Below are 17,868 nucleotides of genomic sequence, written 5' to 3'. Positions count from 1 at the left end.
TTATGGAAAAAATGCGTGATTGCAACGGCATGCTGCGCAGCAGGCACTGGATCTTCGATCTTGACGGTACCCTCACCGTCGCCATCCACGATTTTGCCCACATAAGGAGCGTGCTCGGGGTCCCGGAGGGGAGCGACATCCTGGGGCATCTGGACGCCCTTCCCGAAGGGGAGGCGGCGCGGGCCCGGGCCATACTGCAGGCGATAGAGGAAGAACTGGCGGGGCGGACCGAGCCGGCCGAGGGGGCGCTCGAGCTTGTCGAGCTCCTGCACGGCCGCGGCACCCGGATGGGGATACTTACCAGGAACACCAGGGAAAACGCGCTCGCCACGCTTAACCGCATCGGCCTTCTCCCCTACATAGCGGCGGAGGACGTCCTCGGCAGGGACGACGCCCTGGCGAAGCCGGACCCTGATGGCATCTATAAACTAGCGTGCCGCTGGGGGGTACCCCCAGCGGCACTGGTAATGGTAGGCGATTACGCCTTCGATCTTCTAACCGGCCGCGCTGCCGGGGCCGGCACCATCCATGTCGATCCCGCGCGTAGCTTCCGCTGGCCCGAGCTCACCGACCTTGCGGTCGGGAGCCTCGCGGAGCTCGCGCTCGCGCTGCGTTAGGCAAGTCCCTCCAGTTCGTGGTCCGCTATCTGCACGATCTCGTCGTAGATCGCCAGCATGACGTGCAGGTCGCACCACTTCTTCGTCATGTTCCGCACCAGATAGGCGCCGTTCACGAGCGTCCCGGAGAGCAGGGCGATCCCCAAGGGGCGCTGTTCGTCGACCGAGATGAGGAAACAGGCGTAGACTGCGATGAAGAGCATGGAGAAAAGCCACGCCACTTCCGGCCCCTTGAAGGGGTTCAGCATCACCTTGGTCAGGTCGATGTAATAGCGGGTGAGCCCGCGCACGCGGCGCATGCACTCGATGATCCCTTCGCTGTGTTCCTTCAGGTAGAGGCTCGCCAGGAAATGGGTAATCGCCAGCTCCTTTCCCTTAGCCATCCGTTCCTCAATGTACATGCTGATCGCTTCATCCACGCTCTCTTTGCTCATGGCTGCCACCTCCGGTCGCACCGGCGCCCCCTGTTCTAGTTTTTTGGGGGATTGAAGACCCCCTTGATCCTGTAGGGAAACGAGCTTTGTGTACCTGTTTGCTGCGCTTTCACATAATGGAAAATATCGTTCATAAGCCGCACGCTGTCAACAGTACGTTGCTCCACTTATCGGCTGTTCCACGCTTTTGTTGACAACGATCCGTCTCCTGCCGTACTCTCGGGCTCGGCCCGGGCGGCAAAGCCGGGACAACCGCCCGAAACGGCGCACTGGAGGGGTATGGGGAGCAAGGGAAAACAGGGGAGGGAAAGGGGCGAAGAAGGCCTCATCGTCTCCCATTTCGGCGTGGCGGTCGAGGTGCTCTTCGCAAGCGGCGAGCGTCGCATGGTGAAGGTGAAGCGCAACTCGGGCCACGTGGTAGGCGACCATGTGACGGTCGAGGGTGAGGTGCTGGCGCGGCTGCCGCGGAAGACCGAGCTCTCAAGACGCGACGCCCGCGGCGGCATCCATCTGGTCGCCGCCAACCTCGACGTCCTCGGTGTGGTCCTCGCACCCGGCACCCCGCCGGGATTCCTGGATCGCGCCATCGTCGCCTCCCGGGCCGCGGGGCTCTCCCCCTTCATCGTCATCAACAAGTGCGATCTACCCGAGGCACGGGAACTTGGTGAGGGGGTGCGTGCGGTTTACGGCGGCATACTCCCCCTTTTCACGCTGAGCGCGGCGACCGGCGAGGGTATCGCCCCGCTGTGCGCCTTTCTAAGCGACGGGCACCGCGGTGCCTTTGTCGGCACCACCGGGGTCGGGAAAAGCTCGCTCATGAACGCCCTCTGCCCGGAGTTGAACCTGAAGGTCGGGGAGCTGTCGGACTACAACTGGACCGGCAAGCACACCACCACGGTTTCTTCGCTGCACGCACTTCCCGAGGGGGGGGAGCTGGTCGATACCCCGGGCTTCCGCGATTTCGGCCTCGTGGACATCACCGTCCCGGAGCTTGCCCTGCGGTTCCCCGGTTTTGAGCCCCTGGAGGCGCACCACTGCCGTTTCAACGACTGCCGGCACCGGCAGGAACCGGGGTGCGCGGTCCGGGAGGAGATGGATGCGGGTGGGATCAGCGAGGAGCGCTACCGCACCTACCTCGTGCTCCTGACCGAGGTGGAGGCCCTGGAGGAAGAGGCGCTAAAGCGTAGTTGGAGAAGCAACAAGGAGAAGAGGTAAACAGATGGCGCAGCCATGGAAAGTATTGCAGAGCGTGCAGACCGCGGACGGTACCCTCGAACTGAGGCAGCGCGGTGAGCGCGATTTTCTTATAACGGTAAACGGCCTCGTGCTGATGAACAGTTCGTTGCACCGCTCCGAAGTGGCGCTCGGGGAGGTGGCCTGCGGGCACCTGAAGGAGGCGCAGGCCCCGAAGGTGCTGGTGGGAGGGCTCGGCATGGCGATCACGCTCCGGGCGGTCCTCGACCAGATGCCGCAGCGGGCCGACGTCTTGGTAGCGGAACTCAATCCCGTAGTGCTGGAGTGGTGCCGCGGCCCGCTTGCGCCGATCACCGCCGGGGCCGCCTCCGATCCGCGCGTCACCGTGGAGATCGCCAACGTGGCCGACGTGATCAGGAGAAGCGCCATGGGTAACAGCCGCTTCGACGCCATCGTCCTCGATCTGTACACCGGTCCGCACGCGAAGACCGACAAGATCATAGACCCCCTCTACGGCGAGATCGCCATCGAACTCACCAAGGGGGCGCTGAAGCCGGGCGGGGTCTTCGCCGTCTGGGGTGAAAACTACGACCAGGGCTTCGACAAGCGCCTGCGTCAGGCCGGTTTCGCGGTGAGCTGTGAGCGTCCCGGGCGCGGCGGCTTAAGGCACGTGGTGTACCTGGCGCGCCTTGAGTCACGTCCCGAGGGATTGCCGCAGCGAGGGCGGAAACGGGCGCCGCGCCGCTAAGGCCGGCACCCTCTTCCTTTATCTCGCCTTAGGCCGCGACGCCGAAATCAGCGCCCGCATACTGCACCGCCGCCGGGTCGCTTGCCCTCGGCGGGGAGATCGCGTGCACCCCGCCGCAGGAGGGACACCCCTGCACGAAGGTCCGCAGCACGAAGTCTTTGCCGCACTCCTGGCACTCCACCTGGAGTGCGCTCGGCAGCGGCGAGCATGCCACCCGTCCGCCGTGTGCCGCCAGCACGAACTCCACCAACTCCCTGCCGGTGGCGTAGGGCCCACCCCCTCTGGAATTACCCGATCCGCAATCGCACATCCTTCCTCCCGTGTTGCCTTGAATTGAAACGCGAGGGGCACGCTACCACGCCTGCCGTACCGCATCCTTGATCTCGGTCAAAAAACCGCGCTTGTCATAGGCCTTTCGCCCGCCGGCGGTGCGAAAAACGCCGCTTGCGTTATTGCAATGCCGGACGATTCCAGTATATTGTGTTGGTGTTTTTTAATGTATGCCGCGCACGAGGAGATGACCGGGATGGAAGAAGAAAAATCCCCTGTGGAAATCACCGATATCGGCGTCGTCAACGTGCATGACCACCTCTGTCTCATGTACCGCGACGATGAGGAACTGCTGGGCGCGGTGCTCCCGTTCATCCAGGGAGGGTTGTCGCTCGGTGAACGCTGCGTCTACCTGCACGCAGCCGAGAAGCGGCTCGAGGAGGTACTGCAAAACGCGGTGGATGGCAACAAGGAAGACTCCGGGGCCCTGATCCTGCTGCCGCTCAGGCAGACCTGGCTCCGTGGTGGAGCCTTGAAGCAGGACCGCATCATGGAACTTCTGGGGGATATCTGCTCGGGCGCAGCCTCCGACGGCTTCAGCGGAACCCGCATCGTATGTGACATGTCCTGGGCGCTCAGGGACACCAAGTCGCAGCAGATGCTGCACCACTTCGAGCGCAACCTGACCGCCTTCGCCGCGGCTAGCGAGACCGCGCTGCTCTGCCTGTACGACCGCAGGAGCTTCGGCGACGAGAGGCTGCTCGACTTGGCCCGGATACACCCCTCCCTCATCTGCAGCGGCAGGGTCTGCGAAAACCCGCTCCATCTTCCGGTGGGGATGCGCGCGCCGGTCCTGAGCGAGCTCGACACCTTTTTCGCCGCCTCGCACCGGTTGACCGCGGTCATCGACGACGGGGAGCGCCTGAAAAACGAGCTGGAGCAGGCCTACTCCGCCCTCGCCAAGAAGATTTACGAAAACTGGCAGGAGGAGGACACCCTGAGGGCGACCGAGAAGGAGATGCAGGAGAAGGATGAGGCGCTCCTCGCCAACCGCAGGCGCCAGTACACCATCCTGCAGCATCTCCCGGCCATCATGCTCGCCTTCGACAGCGGCGACCGGCTCGCCGCGTGCAACCACGAGTTCGAGCGGGTCACCGGGTTTCGCGGCGAAGAGGTGATGGGAAAGGCGATGCTTGAGCTGCTCCACGTCGAGGCCGAGCAGCGTGAGGAGGTCGTCGTCCACCACCCGCGCGAGGGGGGAGATTACCGGGGGAGGGAGTGGCGCCTGCGCTGCAAGGACGGCTCGCTGCGACTCGTCTCCTGGTCCAACATCTCCCATTATGTTCCGGTGAACGGCTGGGCCAACTGGATCCTCGGCATCGACGTTACGCCGAGGGTGGCGGAGCCGGCCCTGCGTACCGCAAAAGAGGAGCTGGAAGTGCGGACCGCGGAGCTGGAAGCCTTCGGGCAGGCGATCAGCCATGATCTAGCCGGCAGGCTCGCGAGGATCAGCGGCGACTGCAGCGGTCTCAAGCAGTTTCACGCCCCCCAACTGGCGCCGGGGTGCCGGGAGCTCCTGCAGGACATCGAGAAAGCCGCAGCCGAGCTTGCCGGCCCGATCGAGGCGCTTAAGCGCATGACCGCCTTGACCGCGACCGGTATCCGGCCCGTCGTGGTCGACCTGAGCGCTATGGCCGCCGAGATCGCGGCGCAGCTCTCGGGTGCCGCCCGCCGCCCCGTCGATTTCCGCATCGAGGACGGGGTGACGGTGACCGGCGACAAAGAGATGCTCCGCCTCGCCATGGAGCAGCTCCTCGAGAACGCCTGGCACTCGACCATGGGGGTCAAGCATCCGGTGATCAGGTTCGGCACGGCGCAGGTGCGCGGCGAGCGGAGCATTTACGTGAGCGACAACGGCCCAAGGGACGCCGAGGCGCCGGGAGAGCCGGACGGGAAAGGGCAGGGAGAGCGCATCTGTTGCGGCATCGGTCTCGCCACGGTACAGCGCATCATAAACCTCCACCGGGGCAGGATCTGGAGCGCGGAGCAGGCCGGAAAGGGGGGCACCCTCTACTTTCAGGTCTAGCGACGCTCGCGAGAGGATCGTCATGAAAAGCAACGACGCAACGCTACCGGTAGTGGTGGTGGATGACGACCGGGAGATGCTGCAGGTCTACCGCACGCTGCTCAAGGGGCACGGTGTGGGGCCTGTGGTCGTCTTCGAGGACGGAAATGCGCTGGTCCCCTTCCTGCGGCGCGAGGATGCGACCGCGGTGGTGCTGGACTTGGCCCTTCCCACGGTGAACGGCGCCGAGCTTCTGCGAAATCTCGTCGAGGAGTTTCCGCACCTCCCCGTGCTGATCATCACCGGAGTGGCCGAGATCGGTCAGGCCGTTGCCTGCATGCGGGCGGGCGCCTGCGACTACCTGTTGAAGCCGCTCGACAACGCGACCTTTCTCTGCGCCATCGACCGCGCCCTCGGCATCACTGCGGACGAGACGCGGCTGCGCAACCGGCGCATGCCTTTCCCGGACATCGTCACCGAGGACCGCCAGATGCTGAAGCTCCTGAAGCGGGTTCAGGCCATCTCGCACAGCGGTCAGCCGGTTCTGATCACCGGCGAGACTGGGGTGGGGAAGGAGCTCTTCGCGGAGGCGGTGCACCGCTGCTCCGGGAAGAAGGGGCCCATGGTCACCGTCAACGTGGCCGGGGTGGACGACGCCGTCTTTTCCGACACGCTGTTCGGGCACCGCAAGGGGGCCTTCTCCGGCGCGCAGGAGCACCGCGAAGGGCTCATCCGCAGGGCCTCGGGGGGAACCCTCTTTCTGGACGAGATCGGTGATCTGAGCGAGAGCTCGCAGGTGAAGCTTTTGAGGCTCATCCAGGAACACGAGTACCTTCCGCTGGGAAGCGACACCGTTGCCAAGTCCGACGCAGGCATCGTAGTCGCCACGAACCGCGAACCGAAGCTCCTTCTCGAGCAGGGGCGGCTGCGCGAGGACCTTTTCTACCGGCTTAGCTGCCACCGGATCCACATCCCTCCCCTGCGGGAGCGGAAAGGGGATATCTCTATGCTGCTGGAGCATTTCGTCACCCTCGCAGCACGGGACATGGGGAAGGCGAAGCCCTGGTACCCGGTGGAGCTGTCGCGCCTTTTGCAGCAGTACCATTTCCCCGGGAACGTGCGGGAGCTGCAGGCCATGGTCTACGACGCGGTGGCGCTCCACGAGAAGGGAGCCCTCTCCCTCAACGGGTTTCGCTCCAGGATCGACCTCCCGCCGGCGGAACTGCGCACGGATGAGGAGCAGGAGGTCGTGACGGTGACCTTCAACGGTTTCCCCAGCATCAAGCAGGCGCAGAGCCAGCTGATAAGCGAGGCGCTGCGCATGTCCAACGGCAACCAGGGTGAGGCTGCCACCCTGCTCGGCATCTCCAGGCAGGCCCTGAACAATCGGCTGAGAAGAAAACCGACCTCCGCGTGATTCGCCTGCAACGGACGTTGCACCTGCCACGAAAGTTGTCCCTCCGCAAACCGCTTCCGGCAAAGGCTCCGGGGCACCGGCACTGATGATGTAAACCTTTGTTGCGGGGGCCAACCACATCTCCTTTGGTCCGCCCCTCCGCATCGCATCGGAATTACAGGTAAATCCGCACGCGGAGAGGTTCGGCACGGTTGCTGCTGTATGTAAGAAGCGGACCGCTCGCGCTGCGGCGGGAACCGCTTGGGAAACGGGAAACATCCGACGGGGGAAGCGGACGCTTCGGTGCAACCGGTCGGGTAAGCTTAGGGGCTTGGGGGCCTGGTAGCCGCCCGGGTCCAGGTCATAAAGGGGGTGCCCCATGACCGACATGTTCAAGGATAAAAGGCATAACGGGGAGGGACGGTTTTTGACCATAGACAAGGAAATAGCATCGAGCATGCTGAACGCGTCGTACGCCGTCGACTTGAAGTCCGCGGTGCACACCTCGCTGGAAACGATCCGTAACATGCTCCTCGACCGTCCGAACAACGAGGAGATCAGCCTCCTGACCCAGCAGGTGGAGCGTCTTTTGACCGAGCAGACCGAGAGGCTCGAGTCGATCAACCGCGATCTGGAGGCGTTCAACTACTCGGTGGCCCACGACCTGTGCGCCCCCTTAAGGAGGATCTGCGGCTTCACCCGCGCCCTGCAGGAACAGTATGCCGGGAGGCTCGATCTCGACGGCATGGATTACCTCGAGAGGATCTTCAAGTCGTCGCAGCACATGAACGAACTGATCGAGGCGCTTTTGCAGCTCTCCCAGCTCTCCTACCAGAACCTGAAACAGGAGGTGGTGGACCTCTCCGAGATCATGAGAGAGACCGCCACCGACCTGCAGCTTGGCAATCCCGAGCGCCGTGTCGAGTTCGTGATCCAGCCGATGATCTGCACCTTCGGCGACCACAACCTCCTCGAGATCGCCATGAAAAACCTTTTAAGAAACGCGTGGAAGTTCACCCAGATGCGGGAGGTCGCCCGCATCGAGTTCGGCGCGTGGGAGGGGGGCGAGGACGGCACCTGTTTCCTCAAGGACAACGGCATCGGCTTCGATATGGCCAATGCGGAGCGGATGTTCCACGCCTTCCAGCGGCTGCACAGCTCGAGCGAGTTCCCGGGCAACGGCATCGGCCTCACCACGGTGCAGCGCATCATAAACCGCCACGGCGGCAAGATCTGGGCCGAAGGAGAGGTGGACAAGGGGGCCGTCTTCTACTTCACCCTGCAGGCCCGCACCACCTGAAAAGACCCCTTTTGCGCGCCGGCGCGATCTGCTATAGTCCTTGCACTTTTAAACGGGAGGCGGGCGATGCACGAGATGAGCATAACCCAGAGCATGGTAGAAATATGCGAGGTTCACGCGACCGGGCGCAAGGTGGTCGAGGTGGTCCTGGAGATCGGAGAACTCTCGGGGGTGGTGCCGGAGAGCGTCGAATTCTGCTTCGAGGCGTGCACGAAGGGTACGCTCCTTGAAGGGGCGAAGCTCAGCATAGAGAGGGTTTCCGGTCGCGGGAGCTGTCCGGACTGCCACGGCGAGTTCCCCATGCTAAGCCTTTTCGCCCCGTGCCCGGACTGCGGCGCCTTCGGTCTCACCGTCGTTTCCGGCGAGGAGTTGAGGGTGAAGGAGCTCGAGCTGGAGTGATCCATTCTGACTGGTTTTGGGTCAAAATGATACAAAGTCGGGACAGAAGTACGCAACAAAATGAAGCAAAAGGAGGCGCCGCGCGAGAGGGTATCGCGGGCGCCCTTTTTTTTGTTCAATGATTTCGGAAGCTTCTCCTCGCGAAAAATGTTTACCGGATTGGCACGGGTGTTGCCGTATACGTGCCGGTTCGATTTATCTCGAGGAGGGTTGTTATGAAAGAAGAGATGTTTTGCGATGGGGTAACCCGCAGGGACTTCATGAAGGCCTGTGTCACCGCAACGGCGATGATGGGGCTCCCCTTCGCCATGCATACGCAGGTGGCCGAGGCCGTTGAGAAAAACGGCAACCCTGCGGTGATCTGGCTGCACTTCCAGGAGTGCACCGGCTGCTCGGAGTCGCTTTTGCGCTCCTCCCACCCGACCATCGCGTCGCTGATTCTGGACATGATCTCGCTGGACTACCACGAGACGCTCATGGTCGGCGCCGGTCACCAGGCCGAGCAGGCCCTGCATGACTCCATGAAGGCCAACCACGGCAAGTACATCCTCGTCGTCGAGGGGGCCATCCCGACCAAGCAGAACGGCATTTTCTGCAAGGTCTCCGGCAAGACAGCACTAGAGTCGCTGCAGCACGCGGCCGAAGGCGCCGCCGCGATCATCTCCATCGGTACCTGTGCCTCCTACGGCGGCATCCAGGCTGCCTCCCCGAACCCGACCGGTGCGGTCGGCGTTAGGGACATCATCAAGGACAAGCCGATCATCAACATCCCCGGCTGCCCGCCGAGCCCGTACAACTTCCTTTCCACCGTCCTTTACTACCTCACCTTCAAGAAGCTCCCCGAGCTCGACGCCCTGGGGCGTCCGAAGTTCGCCTACGGCAGGAGGATCCACGAGCACTGCGAGAGGCGTCCGCACTTCGACGCCGGCCGCTTCGCGAAGGCCTACGGCGACCCGACCCACGCCCAGGGGTACTGCCTCTACAAACTCGGCTGCAAGGGGCCGGCGACCTACGCCAACTGCTCTGTCCAGCGCTTCAACGACGTCGGCGTCTGGCCGGTATCCATCGGTCACCCCTGCATCGGCTGCACCGAGCCGGATCTTCTCTTCAAGACGGCGATCGCCGAGAAGGTTCAGATCCACGAGCCGACCCCGTTCGACAGCTACGCTCCGGTTGATCTGAAAGAGAAAGGCAAAGGGCCGGATCCGCTGACCACCGGCTTCGTCGGCCTTGCCGCCGGTGCGGCTCTTGGCGCCGGCGCGATGCTCGCCAAGAAGCTTCCGGGGGATGCGCAGGAGGGTGGCCATGAAAAAGACGAGTAGACGCGATTTCCTCAAGTTGGCCGGTGCCACCGGCGCGGGTCTTCTGGCCTGCGGCGCGGGTAACGCACTTGCCAACGAGGGGCTCCAGGTGAACAACGAGGAGCTCGGCATGCTCTACGACGCCACCAAGTGCGTCGGCTGCAAGGCGTGCATGTCCGCCTGCAAGAGGGTGAACCACGACTACGGCTCACTCTCCTACGAGAAGGCGAAGTTCGACGAGGACGGCCTGTGGGATGCGCCGAGCGACCTCTCCGGCTCCACCCGTACCCTCATCAAGCTCTTCAAGGAGAGCGAGCAGCGCTGGAGCTACGTGAAGTACTCCTGCATGCACTGCCAGAAGCCTTCCTGCGTTTCGGTCTGCCCGGTTTCGGCCATGACCAAGGAGAAGGTCTCCGGCATCGTCGACTACAACAAGAACACCTGCATCGGCTGCCGCTACTGCCAGATCGCCTGCCCGTACAACATCCCGAAGTTCCAGTGGGAAAAGGCGGTGCCGCAGATCGTCAAGTGCGACCTTTGCAAGTCGACCAACCTGCGCGAGAAGGGGATCTCCGCCTGCGCCGAGGTCTGCCCGGCTGGCGCCATCAAGTTCGGCAAGAGAAAGGATCTCCTCGACGAGGCGCATCAGCGCCTGAAGGACGCGCCGGACAAGTACGTGCAGCACGTCTACGGCGAGCACGAGGGGGGGGGGACCAACCACCTCTACCTCGCGTCCATGCCGTTCAACAAGCTAGGTCTCCCCGAGATCAAGCCGGAGGCACCGGCCGAGTTCTCCGAGAAGATCCAGCACACCATCTACAAGGGGTTCATCGCCCCGGTGGCGCTTTACAGCACCCTTTGCTTCATCGCGGTTAAGAACATGAAGAAGCACGAAAGCCACGACGACGATCACAAGAAGGGGGACAAGTAATGGGTCACAGCGAAGAATATCAAAAGCTGGAAGGTAAGATCTTTACCAAATCCTTCTTCATCCTCCTTTCCGTGGTGCTCTTAGGCTTCTACTTCGTCGGCGTGCGCTACGTAAAAGGGATCGGCGCCGTCTCCAACATGAGCGACGGCTACCCTTGGGGCATCTGGATCACCTACGACGTAGCCACCGGCACCGCAATCGCCTGTGGCGGCTACGCGGTCGCGATCCTCGTCTACATCCGTAACAGGATGCAGTACCACCCGATGATCCGCTCCGCGATCCTCACCTCCATGTTCGGCTACGGCCTGGCCGGCTTCTCGGTCATGGTTGACCTCGGCCGCCCCTGGAACGCGTACAACTTCTTCATCCCGAGCAAGTGGCAGGCGAACTCCGCCATGTTCGAGGTCGCCCTCTGCGTCATGGCCTACTCGACGGTGCTCATCCTCGAGTTCCTCCCGGCGATCCTCACCTCGATCGAGCAGAGCAAGTGGGACCGTATGAACGCGATCCGCAACTGGCTCCACCCGCGTTTCGCGCCGGACAAGAAGACCATGGAGGACAAGCTCGAGATGGTGCGCCTCGGCGCGCTCTGGCTCAAGCCGCGCCTGAACAAGGTCCTCATCTTCTTCATCGTCCTGGGGATCACACTGCCGACCATGCACCAGTCCTCGCTGGGGAGCCTCCTCCTCATCGCCTCGACCAAGCTGCATCCGCTCTGGCACACGGGCTTTTTGCCGCTTCTGTTCCTCTTGAACTGCATCTTCATCGGCTACTCCATCGCCATCCTCGAGTCGATCATCTCGAGCTACTCCTTCAAGCGTCCCTTCGAGATCGAGGAGCTCTCGGGCCTCGCCAGCCTGATCCCGTTCGTGACTGTGATCTGGCTGAGCGTCGTGATCGGCGACCTCGCACACAGAAACCAGATCGCCGCGGCGCTGAAGGGGGACTTCTACTCCGGCTGGTTCATGACCGAGTTCGTGCTGGTCGCCGGCGGTTCGCTTATCCTCTTCGTGAAAAAATGCAGAAGGTCGGCACGCTGGCTCTTCATCTCCGCTTCCATGATCGTCCTCGGGGGTGCCCTCTACCGCTTCAACGTTTATCTCATCGGCTTCAACCCGGGCCAGGGCTGGAAGTACTTCCCCTCCTTCGCCGAGATCATGATAACGGTCGGCATCGTCGCCCTGGAGATCCTCGGCTACAAGGTGTTCGTCGCCCTGTTCCCGGTCCTGCCGAACATGGATCTGCACGGCGCGCACAAGAAGAAGGGGCACGCGAAGAAGCACAAGGGCGAGCAGTCCAAGCCGCTCCCGCAGTCCGAGGCCGCGGCTCACTAATCCAACGATTTAATTAAGCAATTAGCCTTTTGGAGGAATAAATGTCTAGAATCACGCTTGATCCCATCACCCGAATCGAAGGACATCTGAGGATCGATGTCGAAGCAAACGGCGGCAAGGTAACCAACGCCTGGTCCTCCGCCCAGATGTGGCGCGGCATCGAGGTCATCCTCAAGGGGCGCGCCCCGGAGGACGCCTGGAGCTACGTGCAGCGTTTCTGCGGCGTCTGCACCACGGTGCACGCCATCTCCTCGATCCGTGCCGTAGAGCATGCCCTCGACGTCGAGGTGCCGCTGAACGCCCAGTACATCCGTAACATCATGATCGCTCAGCACTCGGTGCAGGACCACATCGTCCACTTCTACCACCTCTCGGCGCTCGACTGGGTCGACATCGTCTCGGCGCTGAAGGCCGATCCCAAGAAGACCGCGGCGATCGCGCAGAGCATCTCCGACTGGCCGGGCAACTCCGAGAAGGAGTTCAAGGCGGTACAGGACAAGCTGAAGGCGTTTGTCGCCGGCGGCAAGCTCGGCATCTTCGCCACCGGCTACTGGGGTCACCCGGCGATGAAGCTCTCCCCGGAGGTCAACCTGATGGCGGTCGCCCACTACCTGAAGGCCCTCGATTACCAGAGGAAGGCTTCCCAGGCGACGGCGATCCTCGGCGGCAAGAACCCTCACATCCAGAACCTGGTCGTGGGCGGCGTTGCCACCGCCATCAACACCGAAAACATCGCGACCCTCAACGTGGAGCGTCTCATCTACCTGAAGACCCTCATGGAAGAGACCCGCGACTTCGTGCAGAAGGTGTACTATCCGGACCTCCTCGCCATCGCGGGCGCCTACAAGGACTGGTTCAAATACGGCGCGGGCGTCACCAACTACATGGCGGTGCCGGAATTCCCGGAAGACACCAAGAACACCAAGTTCCAGCTGCCGGGTGGTATCGTCATGGCGGGCAACATCGCTGGCATGAGGATGGTGAAGGATCACCGCGACGACTACCTGATCAAGAACATCAAGGAGAACGTCACCCACGCCTGGTACGAAGGTAACGGCACGCTGCACCCGTGGGACGGCGAGACCAAGCCGGACTACACCGACTTCAAGGAAAACGGCAAGTACTCCTGGTGCAAGGCGCCGACCCTCGACGGCAAGCCGGTCCAGGTCGGCCCGCCGGCCCAGATCATGGCGGCATACGCCGCAGGCAACCCGAAGGTGAAAAAGCTCGTCGACGGCGCGGTCTCCACCCTCGGCATCTCCATGAAGGACATCCACTCCACCATGGGCCGTCTCTACTGCCGCGGCGCGCGCGCCCACGTCATGGCGGACCTGGCGCTTGAGAACCTGGACAAGCTGATCGCCAACATCGGCTCCGGCGACCAGACCTACGCGAACCATACCGTGATCCCGAAAGGGGAGTACAGGGGCGTCGGCTTCCACGAGGCGCCGCGCGGCACCCTGTCGCACTGGATCGTGATCAAGGACAAGAAGATCGAGAACTACCAGGCCGTCGTTCCCTCCACCTGGAACGCGGCGCCGAGAAACGAGAAGGGCGAAATGGGCCCCTACGAGGCGTCCCTCATGGGGAACCCGATCGCGGATCCGAGCAAGCCGCTCGAGGTGCTGCGTACAATTCACTCCTTCGACCCGTGCATCGCCTGCGCCGTCCACACCGTGGACCCGGAAGGGGCCGAGATCACCAAGGTCAAGGTGCTGTAAAAAGAGAAGGTCAAGGGGCTGGGGGCAGCGGCTGGAATACGGCGGCTCACTCCCGGTCCCGCTCCCCGAATCAGGGGCCGGTACAGGAAAACAGCGGTTTTGGTAAGTGAGGTTTGGGTGTCGCAACAATTCGGGCTTTGGGGGCGAACACGGGTGAAAAAAGCTTGTGCCGCCGCCGGTAGTCGTTTAATTTATAGCCTTGTTTTGCTAGCCCCCGATCCTGCTTCCTAGCCCTGATTTTCCCCCGGCCCCTTTCTTTTTTGGAGGTTACATGCAGGTCCTCATCTATGGCGCCGGCAACCTGATCCTTTCCGACGAGGGATTCGGCGTCCATTTCGTACGTCATCTGGAAAAGCACTACCACGTCCCCGAGAACGTCGAGCTGTACGACGGCGGGACCCTCGGCATCATGGTCCACTTCAAGTTCGAAGAGGCCGATCGCGTCATCCTGGTGGACGTGGTGCAGGCGAAGGGAGAGCCGGGCGACATCTTCCGCTACGAACGTGAAGACATCATGTTGAAGAACATCCCGGTGAAGATGTCGCCGCACCAGATCGGGCTCCAGGAAATGCTCCTGATCTCCGAGATGCGCGACGCACCGAAGCCTGACCTCACCTTCTTCGGTATCGTGGCAAAGACGCTCGATCCCGGGGACCAGCTCTCCCCGCCGCTGCAGGCAGGGCTCGAGAAGGTGGCGGCAATGGTGGTCGAGGAACTCGACAAGGTCGGTATCGAGCTGAAACGTAAGGAAGCCTGATCGCGCACGGAGCGGTCAGCGGATAAAAGGAGAAGACATGTTCGGATTCGGTTTACCTGAGTTGTGCATCGTGGCGGTCATCCTGCTGGTGGTTGCAGGTCCCAGCAAGCTGCCGCAGTTCGGCCAGGCCCTTGGGAGTAGCATCAGGGGGTTCAAGAAGGCGCTTAACAGCGACGACGCCGTGAAGATCGAAGAGAAGAAAGAAGTCTAGCCCGGAGGTTCAAGCGACATGTGCGTAGACTGCGGCTGCGGCCCGACCCATAAGCACGATCACGATCACGACCACGATCACGATCATCAACACGATCACGATCATCAACATGATCACGATCACGGCCATAACCACGATCATGATCACGGCCACGATCATCACCATGGGCATAAGCACCATCACCACCACGAGAAGGCTGCCGAGAAGCCTGCCAAGAAGGTGGTGATCGAGACGGACATCCTGGCCAAGAACAACCGTATGGCAGCGGGCAACCGCGAGCTTTTCCGCGCGAAGGGGCTCTTCGTGCTGAACCTCGTCTCGTCGCCGGGATCCGGGAAGACGACCATCCTCGAGCGAAGCCTCAAGGATCTCGCCGGCTCATGCCGTTGCGCCGTGGTCGAAGGCGACCAGCAGACCGACAACGACGCGGTGCGCATCGCCGCCACCGGCGTCCCCGTGAAACAGGTGAACACCGGCGCCGGGTGCCATCTGGACGCCCACATGGTGCTGCACGCCGTAGAACACTTCGACATGGACAACCTGGACCTCCTTCTCATCGAGAACGTGGGGAACCTGGTCTGCCCCGCCTCCTTTGATCTCGGCGAACACCACAAGGTGGTGGTGCTGAGCGTCACCGAGGGGGAGGACAAGCCGCTCAAGTACCCGCAGATGTTCCATGCCGCCGACATCATGCTCCTCAACAAGGTCGACCTCCTTCCCCATCTCGATTTCGACGTAGAGAAGTGCAAGGAGATGGCGCGCCGCGTCTCCCCGGGCATCAGGATCTTCGAGGTCTCCAGCAGGACCGGCGAGGGGATGGACCAGTGGTACGCCTGGCTCAAGGAAGGGATGGAAAAGGCCCGCGGCTAGGGCACGATCGACGGTAACCGATGACCACACGGCAGCGCGCAAGTCTCGAGATCGACGGAATCGTGCAGGGGGTGGGTTTCCGCCCCTTCGTGTACCGGCTCGCCCTGCGTCTGGGGCTCTCCGGCTGGGTGCGCAACACCGGCCAGGGGGTGCAGATCGAGGCGGAGGGGGAGGCGGAAGCGCTTGCCGCCTTCAGCCGCGCCCTGCGTGAGGAGGCGCCGCCCCTGGCGGTGGTTACTGCGCTTCACCTGACCCATCTCGACGCGGTGGGCGAAGAGGGTTTTGTCATCCTCGACAGTGCGAGAAAAGGGCACGGCGGCGAGGTCTCCCCGGACTGCGACGTCTGTGAAGACTGCCTGAAAGAACTCTTCGATCCGGACAACCGGCGCCACCTCTACCCGTTCATCAACTGCACCAACTGCGGCCCGCGCTATTCCATCATCACCGGCATCCCCTACGATCGTCCCGCCACCACCATGGCCGGCTTCCCCATGTGCGACGACTGCCTGGCCGAGTACCACGATCCCCTGAACCGCCGCTTCCACGCCCAGCCCAACGCCTGCCCGGTGTGCGGGCCGAGACTCTCGCTCTTCGATGCCGAGGGTGCTCCCGTAACCGGGAACCCGCTGCAGCATGCGCTCGCCGCCTTGAAGGCCGGGCGCATCGTCGCGGTGAAGGGGGTGGGGGGGTATCATCTCGCGGCCGACGCCTCGAACGAGGAGGCGGTGACGATGTTGCGGCGGCGCAAGAAGCGGGACGAAAAGCCCTTTGCCATGCTCGCCTCCGACCTCGACGCGGTGCGCCGCCACGTCCACTGCTCGGAGCTCGAGGGACGGCTCCTTTCGGGTGTCGAGAGTCCCATCGTCTTAATGCGCAGGCGGCCTGAGAGCCCGATCAGCCCCCTGGTGGCGCCGGGGAACGGCTGGTTCGGTTTCATGCTTCCGGGAAACCCGCTGCAGCACCTTCTGGCACGCGGCGTCGACGGCCCCCTGGTGATGACCAGCGGGAACCTCTCCGACGAACCGATCGCCTACCGTGACGACGAGGCGCTTCGCATGCTCTCGGGCATCGCGGACTTCTTCCTTACCCATGACCGCGATATCCACACCCGGACCGACGACTCCGTCATCCGTCTCTACCGGGGGGAGCCGCTCTTTCTGAGACGCTCGCGTGGCTACGTGCCGCGTGCCGTGGCGCTTCCGGGCGAGCAGGCGCGCGTGCTGGCGGTGGGGGCGGAACTGAAGGCGACCCTGTGCCTTACCCGTGGCGGCCAAGGCTTCATGAGCCAGCACATCGGCGACCTGAAGAACGCGGCGACCCTCACCTCGCTGGAGGAGAGCGCCGCGCACCTCGGGCGGCTTTTGGAGATCACGCCGGAGGTTGTGGCGCACGACCTGCACCCGGATTACCTCTCCACGGTTTACGGCCAGGGGCTAGGACTCCCCTGCGTCGCGGTGCAGCACCATCACGCCCACATGGCCTCGTGCATGGCCGAGAACGGTCTCGACGGCGAGGCGATCGGGGTGATCCTCGACGGCACCGGCTACGGCAGCGACGGCACCATCTGGGGGGGGGAGTTCCTGGTGGGAGGGTATGCAGGCTTTGAGCGGCGCGGGCACTTCGGCCTCATGCGCATGCCCGGCGGCGACGCCGCGGTGCGCGAGCCGTTCCGCATGGCGCTAGCCGCGTTGTACCGCCTGCACGGTGCAGAGCTGTTCCTTCAGCCGCTCGCGGTCTGCGGAGAGGTGCAGGAGGGGGACTGTCCTCTTTTCTTGAAGATGCTGGAGAAGGGGATCAACGCGCCGCTCACCTCGAGCTGCGGAAGGCTCTTCGATGCCGTTTCCGCGCTTCTTTCCGTCCGGCACCGGATCAGCTACGAGGGGCAGGCCGCCATCGAACTGGAGGCGCTGGCCGAAACGGGCGCCGCAGACGAGGCGTATCCGTATCTCGTGGCGGGGGAGGGGAGTCACGTCCTCGAGTTCGGCCCCGCCATCGCCGCGATCTGCGCCGATCTCGCCGCCGAAAAAAGCCGCGCCGATATCGCGCGCGCCTTCCACCGGACCGTGGCCGCCGGCATCGTAGAGGTGTGCCGCCGCATCCGGTCCGAGCATGGAGAGGAGCGCGTGGTCCTGTCGGGGGGGGTGTTCCAGAACCGGCTTTTGACCGAGGACGTGGCGGGAGAGCTAGCGGCGGAAGGGTTCCAGGTCTACTGCCACCGGCTCGTGCCCCCGAACGACGGCGGCCTCGCCCTGGGACAGGCGGTGATTGCCGGGCGGGCCTTCACCAAGGGACTTTAATTTCTCCTCCCCCCGGAGGGGGG

General features: G+C 63.2%; 17 protein-coding genes. 15 read left to right on the top strand and 2 right to left on the bottom strand.

Annotated elements, in window-relative coordinates; genetic code table 11:
- Positions 1-2: 2 nt before the first annotated feature.
- Positions 3-617 (top strand): HAD family hydrolase, encoded by a 615-nt coding sequence (locus E8K79_RS09440; protein ID WP_136514534.1) that lies wholly within the window; start codon positions 3-5, stop codon positions 615-617.
- On the opposite strand, the gene E8K79_RS09435 is transcribed toward E8K79_RS09440, so the two are convergent.
- The gene (locus tag E8K79_RS09435; RefSeq protein ID WP_135870751.1) at positions 614-1,051 is read right to left on the bottom strand and encodes a GSU0071 family protein; all 438 of its coding nucleotides are present in this window, start codon (positions 1,049-1,051) and stop codon (positions 614-616) included. The two genes, E8K79_RS09440 and E8K79_RS09435, sit on opposite strands and share 4 nt — an antisense overlap.
- 279 nt (positions 1,052-1,330) lie before the next feature.
- Between E8K79_RS09435 and rsgA the strand changes: the two genes are divergently transcribed.
- Together rsgA and E8K79_RS09425 are read left to right on the top strand one after the other, a co-directional pair.
- On the top strand, positions 1,331-2,266 hold the full coding sequence (gene rsgA / locus E8K79_RS09430; protein ID WP_136514533.1) for a ribosome small subunit-dependent GTPase A: 936 nt from the start codon (positions 1,331-1,333) through the stop codon (positions 2,264-2,266).
- Between the two features lie 4 nt (positions 2,267-2,270).
- Entirely contained in the window at positions 2,271-2,993 is a 723-nt protein-coding gene (locus E8K79_RS09425) for a spermidine synthase (protein WP_136514532.1), read from the top strand.
- Between the two features lie 28 nt (positions 2,994-3,021).
- Here the strand turns inward: E8K79_RS09425 and E8K79_RS09420 are convergent, their stop codons facing one another.
- Complete coding sequence (locus E8K79_RS09420; protein WP_135870757.1) at positions 3,022-3,303, bottom strand: hypothetical protein; 282 nt, start codon at positions 3,301-3,303, stop codon at positions 3,022-3,024.
- 216 nt (positions 3,304-3,519) lie between these two features.
- Here E8K79_RS09420 and E8K79_RS09415 point away from each other — a divergent pair, with 216 nt between their 5' ends.
- The 12 genes from E8K79_RS09415 (at position 3,520) to hypF (ending at position 17,845) form a co-directional block, all read left to right on the top strand.
- On the top strand, positions 3,520-5,349 hold the full coding sequence (locus tag E8K79_RS09415) for an MEDS domain-containing protein (RefSeq protein WP_136514531.1): 1,830 nt from the start codon (positions 3,520-3,522) through the stop codon (positions 5,347-5,349).
- A 22-nt stretch (positions 5,350-5,371) separates the two neighbouring features.
- Positions 5,372-6,745 (top strand): sigma-54-dependent transcriptional regulator, encoded by a 1,374-nt coding sequence (locus E8K79_RS09410; protein WP_136514530.1) that lies wholly within the window; start codon positions 5,372-5,374, stop codon positions 6,743-6,745.
- A 358-nt stretch (positions 6,746-7,103) separates the two neighbouring features.
- A complete protein-coding gene (locus E8K79_RS09405; protein ID WP_135870763.1) occupies positions 7,104-8,024 on the top strand; it encodes a sensor histidine kinase in 921 nt (306 codons plus the stop codon).
- A 66-nt stretch (positions 8,025-8,090) separates the two neighbouring features.
- Positions 8,091-8,423: a hydrogenase maturation nickel metallochaperone HypA gene (gene hypA, locus E8K79_RS09400; RefSeq protein ID WP_135870765.1), complete on the top strand. Its 333-nt coding sequence runs from the start codon at positions 8,091-8,093 to the stop codon at positions 8,421-8,423.
- Between the two features lie 215 nt (positions 8,424-8,638).
- Positions 8,639-9,745, top strand: a complete 1,107-nt coding sequence (locus E8K79_RS09395) for a hydrogenase small subunit (RefSeq protein WP_135870766.1) — start codon at positions 8,639-8,641, stop codon at positions 9,743-9,745.
- Positions 9,729-10,655, top strand: a complete 927-nt coding sequence (hybA, locus tag E8K79_RS09390; protein WP_135870768.1) for a hydrogenase 2 operon protein HybA — start codon at positions 9,729-9,731, stop codon at positions 10,653-10,655. The genes E8K79_RS09395 and hybA overlap by 17 nt, the downstream gene beginning before the upstream one ends.
- Entirely contained in the window at positions 10,655-11,989 is a 1,335-nt protein-coding gene (gene hybB / locus E8K79_RS09385; protein ID WP_136514529.1) for a Ni/Fe-hydrogenase cytochrome b subunit, read from the top strand. The genes hybA and hybB overlap by 1 nt, the downstream gene beginning before the upstream one ends.
- Before the next feature lie 41 nt (positions 11,990-12,030).
- On the top strand, positions 12,031-13,710 hold the full coding sequence (locus tag E8K79_RS09380) for a nickel-dependent hydrogenase large subunit (protein WP_135870772.1): 1,680 nt from the start codon (positions 12,031-12,033) through the stop codon (positions 13,708-13,710).
- A 271-nt stretch (positions 13,711-13,981) separates the two neighbouring features.
- Complete coding sequence (locus tag E8K79_RS09375; protein WP_136514528.1) at positions 13,982-14,467, top strand: HyaD/HybD family hydrogenase maturation endopeptidase; 486 nt, start codon at positions 13,982-13,984, stop codon at positions 14,465-14,467.
- Positions 14,468-14,504: 37 nt separating this feature from the next.
- Entirely contained in the window at positions 14,505-14,678 is a 174-nt protein-coding gene (locus tag E8K79_RS09370; RefSeq protein ID WP_135870776.1) for a twin-arginine translocase TatA/TatE family subunit, read from the top strand.
- Between the two features lie 18 nt (positions 14,679-14,696).
- The gene (gene hypB, locus E8K79_RS09365; RefSeq protein ID WP_136514527.1) at positions 14,697-15,548 is read left to right on the top strand and encodes a hydrogenase nickel incorporation protein HypB; all 852 of its coding nucleotides are present in this window, start codon (positions 14,697-14,699) and stop codon (positions 15,546-15,548) included.
- Between the two features lie 20 nt (positions 15,549-15,568).
- Positions 15,569-17,845: a carbamoyltransferase HypF gene (gene hypF, locus E8K79_RS09360; RefSeq protein ID WP_136514526.1), complete on the top strand. Its 2,277-nt coding sequence runs from the start codon at positions 15,569-15,571 to the stop codon at positions 17,843-17,845.
- The last annotated feature ends 23 nt before the right edge of the window (positions 17,846-17,868 follow it).

Source organism: Geomonas edaphica, assembly GCF_004917075.1.
GTDB classification, from domain to species: Bacteria; Desulfobacterota; Desulfuromonadia; order Geobacterales; family Geobacteraceae; genus Geomonas; species Geomonas edaphica.
The sequence above is the reverse complement of the archived record's forward strand: the minus strand, read 5'-3'. Positions and strand labels throughout refer to the sequence as shown.

Bases quoted from the DNA above. Each gene is read 5' to 3' on its own strand.
- hypF (WP_136514526.1), top strand. From the start codon at position 15,569: ATGACCACACGGCAGCGCGCAAGTCTCGAGATCGACGGAATCGTGCAG.
- hybA (WP_135870768.1), top strand. From the start codon at position 9,729: ATGAAAAAGACGAGTAGACGCGATTTCCTCAAGTTGGCCGGTGCCACC.
- E8K79_RS09435 (WP_135870751.1), bottom strand. From the start codon at position 1,051: ATGAGCAAAGAGAGCGTGGATGAAGCGATCAGCATGTACATTGAGGAA.
- E8K79_RS09410 (WP_136514530.1), top strand. From the start codon at position 5,372: ATGAAAAGCAACGACGCAACGCTACCGGTAGTGGTGGTGGATGACGAC.
- rsgA (WP_136514533.1), top strand. From the start codon at position 1,331: ATGGGGAGCAAGGGAAAACAGGGGAGGGAAAGGGGCGAAGAAGGCCTC.
- E8K79_RS09395 (WP_135870766.1), top strand. From the start codon at position 8,639: ATGAAAGAAGAGATGTTTTGCGATGGGGTAACCCGCAGGGACTTCATG.
- E8K79_RS09440 (WP_136514534.1), top strand. From the start codon at position 3: ATGGAAAAAATGCGTGATTGCAACGGCATGCTGCGCAGCAGGCACTGG.
- E8K79_RS09375 (WP_136514528.1), top strand. From the start codon at position 13,982: ATGCAGGTCCTCATCTATGGCGCCGGCAACCTGATCCTTTCCGACGAG.
- E8K79_RS09380 (WP_135870772.1), top strand. From the start codon at position 12,031: ATGTCTAGAATCACGCTTGATCCCATCACCCGAATCGAAGGACATCTG.
- hybB (WP_136514529.1), top strand. From the start codon at position 10,655: ATGGGTCACAGCGAAGAATATCAAAAGCTGGAAGGTAAGATCTTTACC.
- E8K79_RS09425 (WP_136514532.1), top strand. From the start codon at position 2,271: ATGGCGCAGCCATGGAAAGTATTGCAGAGCGTGCAGACCGCGGACGGT.
- E8K79_RS09420 (WP_135870757.1), bottom strand. From the start codon at position 3,303: ATGTGCGATTGCGGATCGGGTAATTCCAGAGGGGGTGGGCCCTACGCC.
- E8K79_RS09415 (WP_136514531.1), top strand. From the start codon at position 3,520: ATGGAAGAAGAAAAATCCCCTGTGGAAATCACCGATATCGGCGTCGTC.
- E8K79_RS09405 (WP_135870763.1), top strand. From the start codon at position 7,104: ATGACCGACATGTTCAAGGATAAAAGGCATAACGGGGAGGGACGGTTT.
- E8K79_RS09370 (WP_135870776.1), top strand. From the start codon at position 14,505: ATGTTCGGATTCGGTTTACCTGAGTTGTGCATCGTGGCGGTCATCCTG.
- hypA (WP_135870765.1), top strand. From the start codon at position 8,091: ATGCACGAGATGAGCATAACCCAGAGCATGGTAGAAATATGCGAGGTT.
- hypB (WP_136514527.1), top strand. From the start codon at position 14,697: ATGTGCGTAGACTGCGGCTGCGGCCCGACCCATAAGCACGATCACGAT.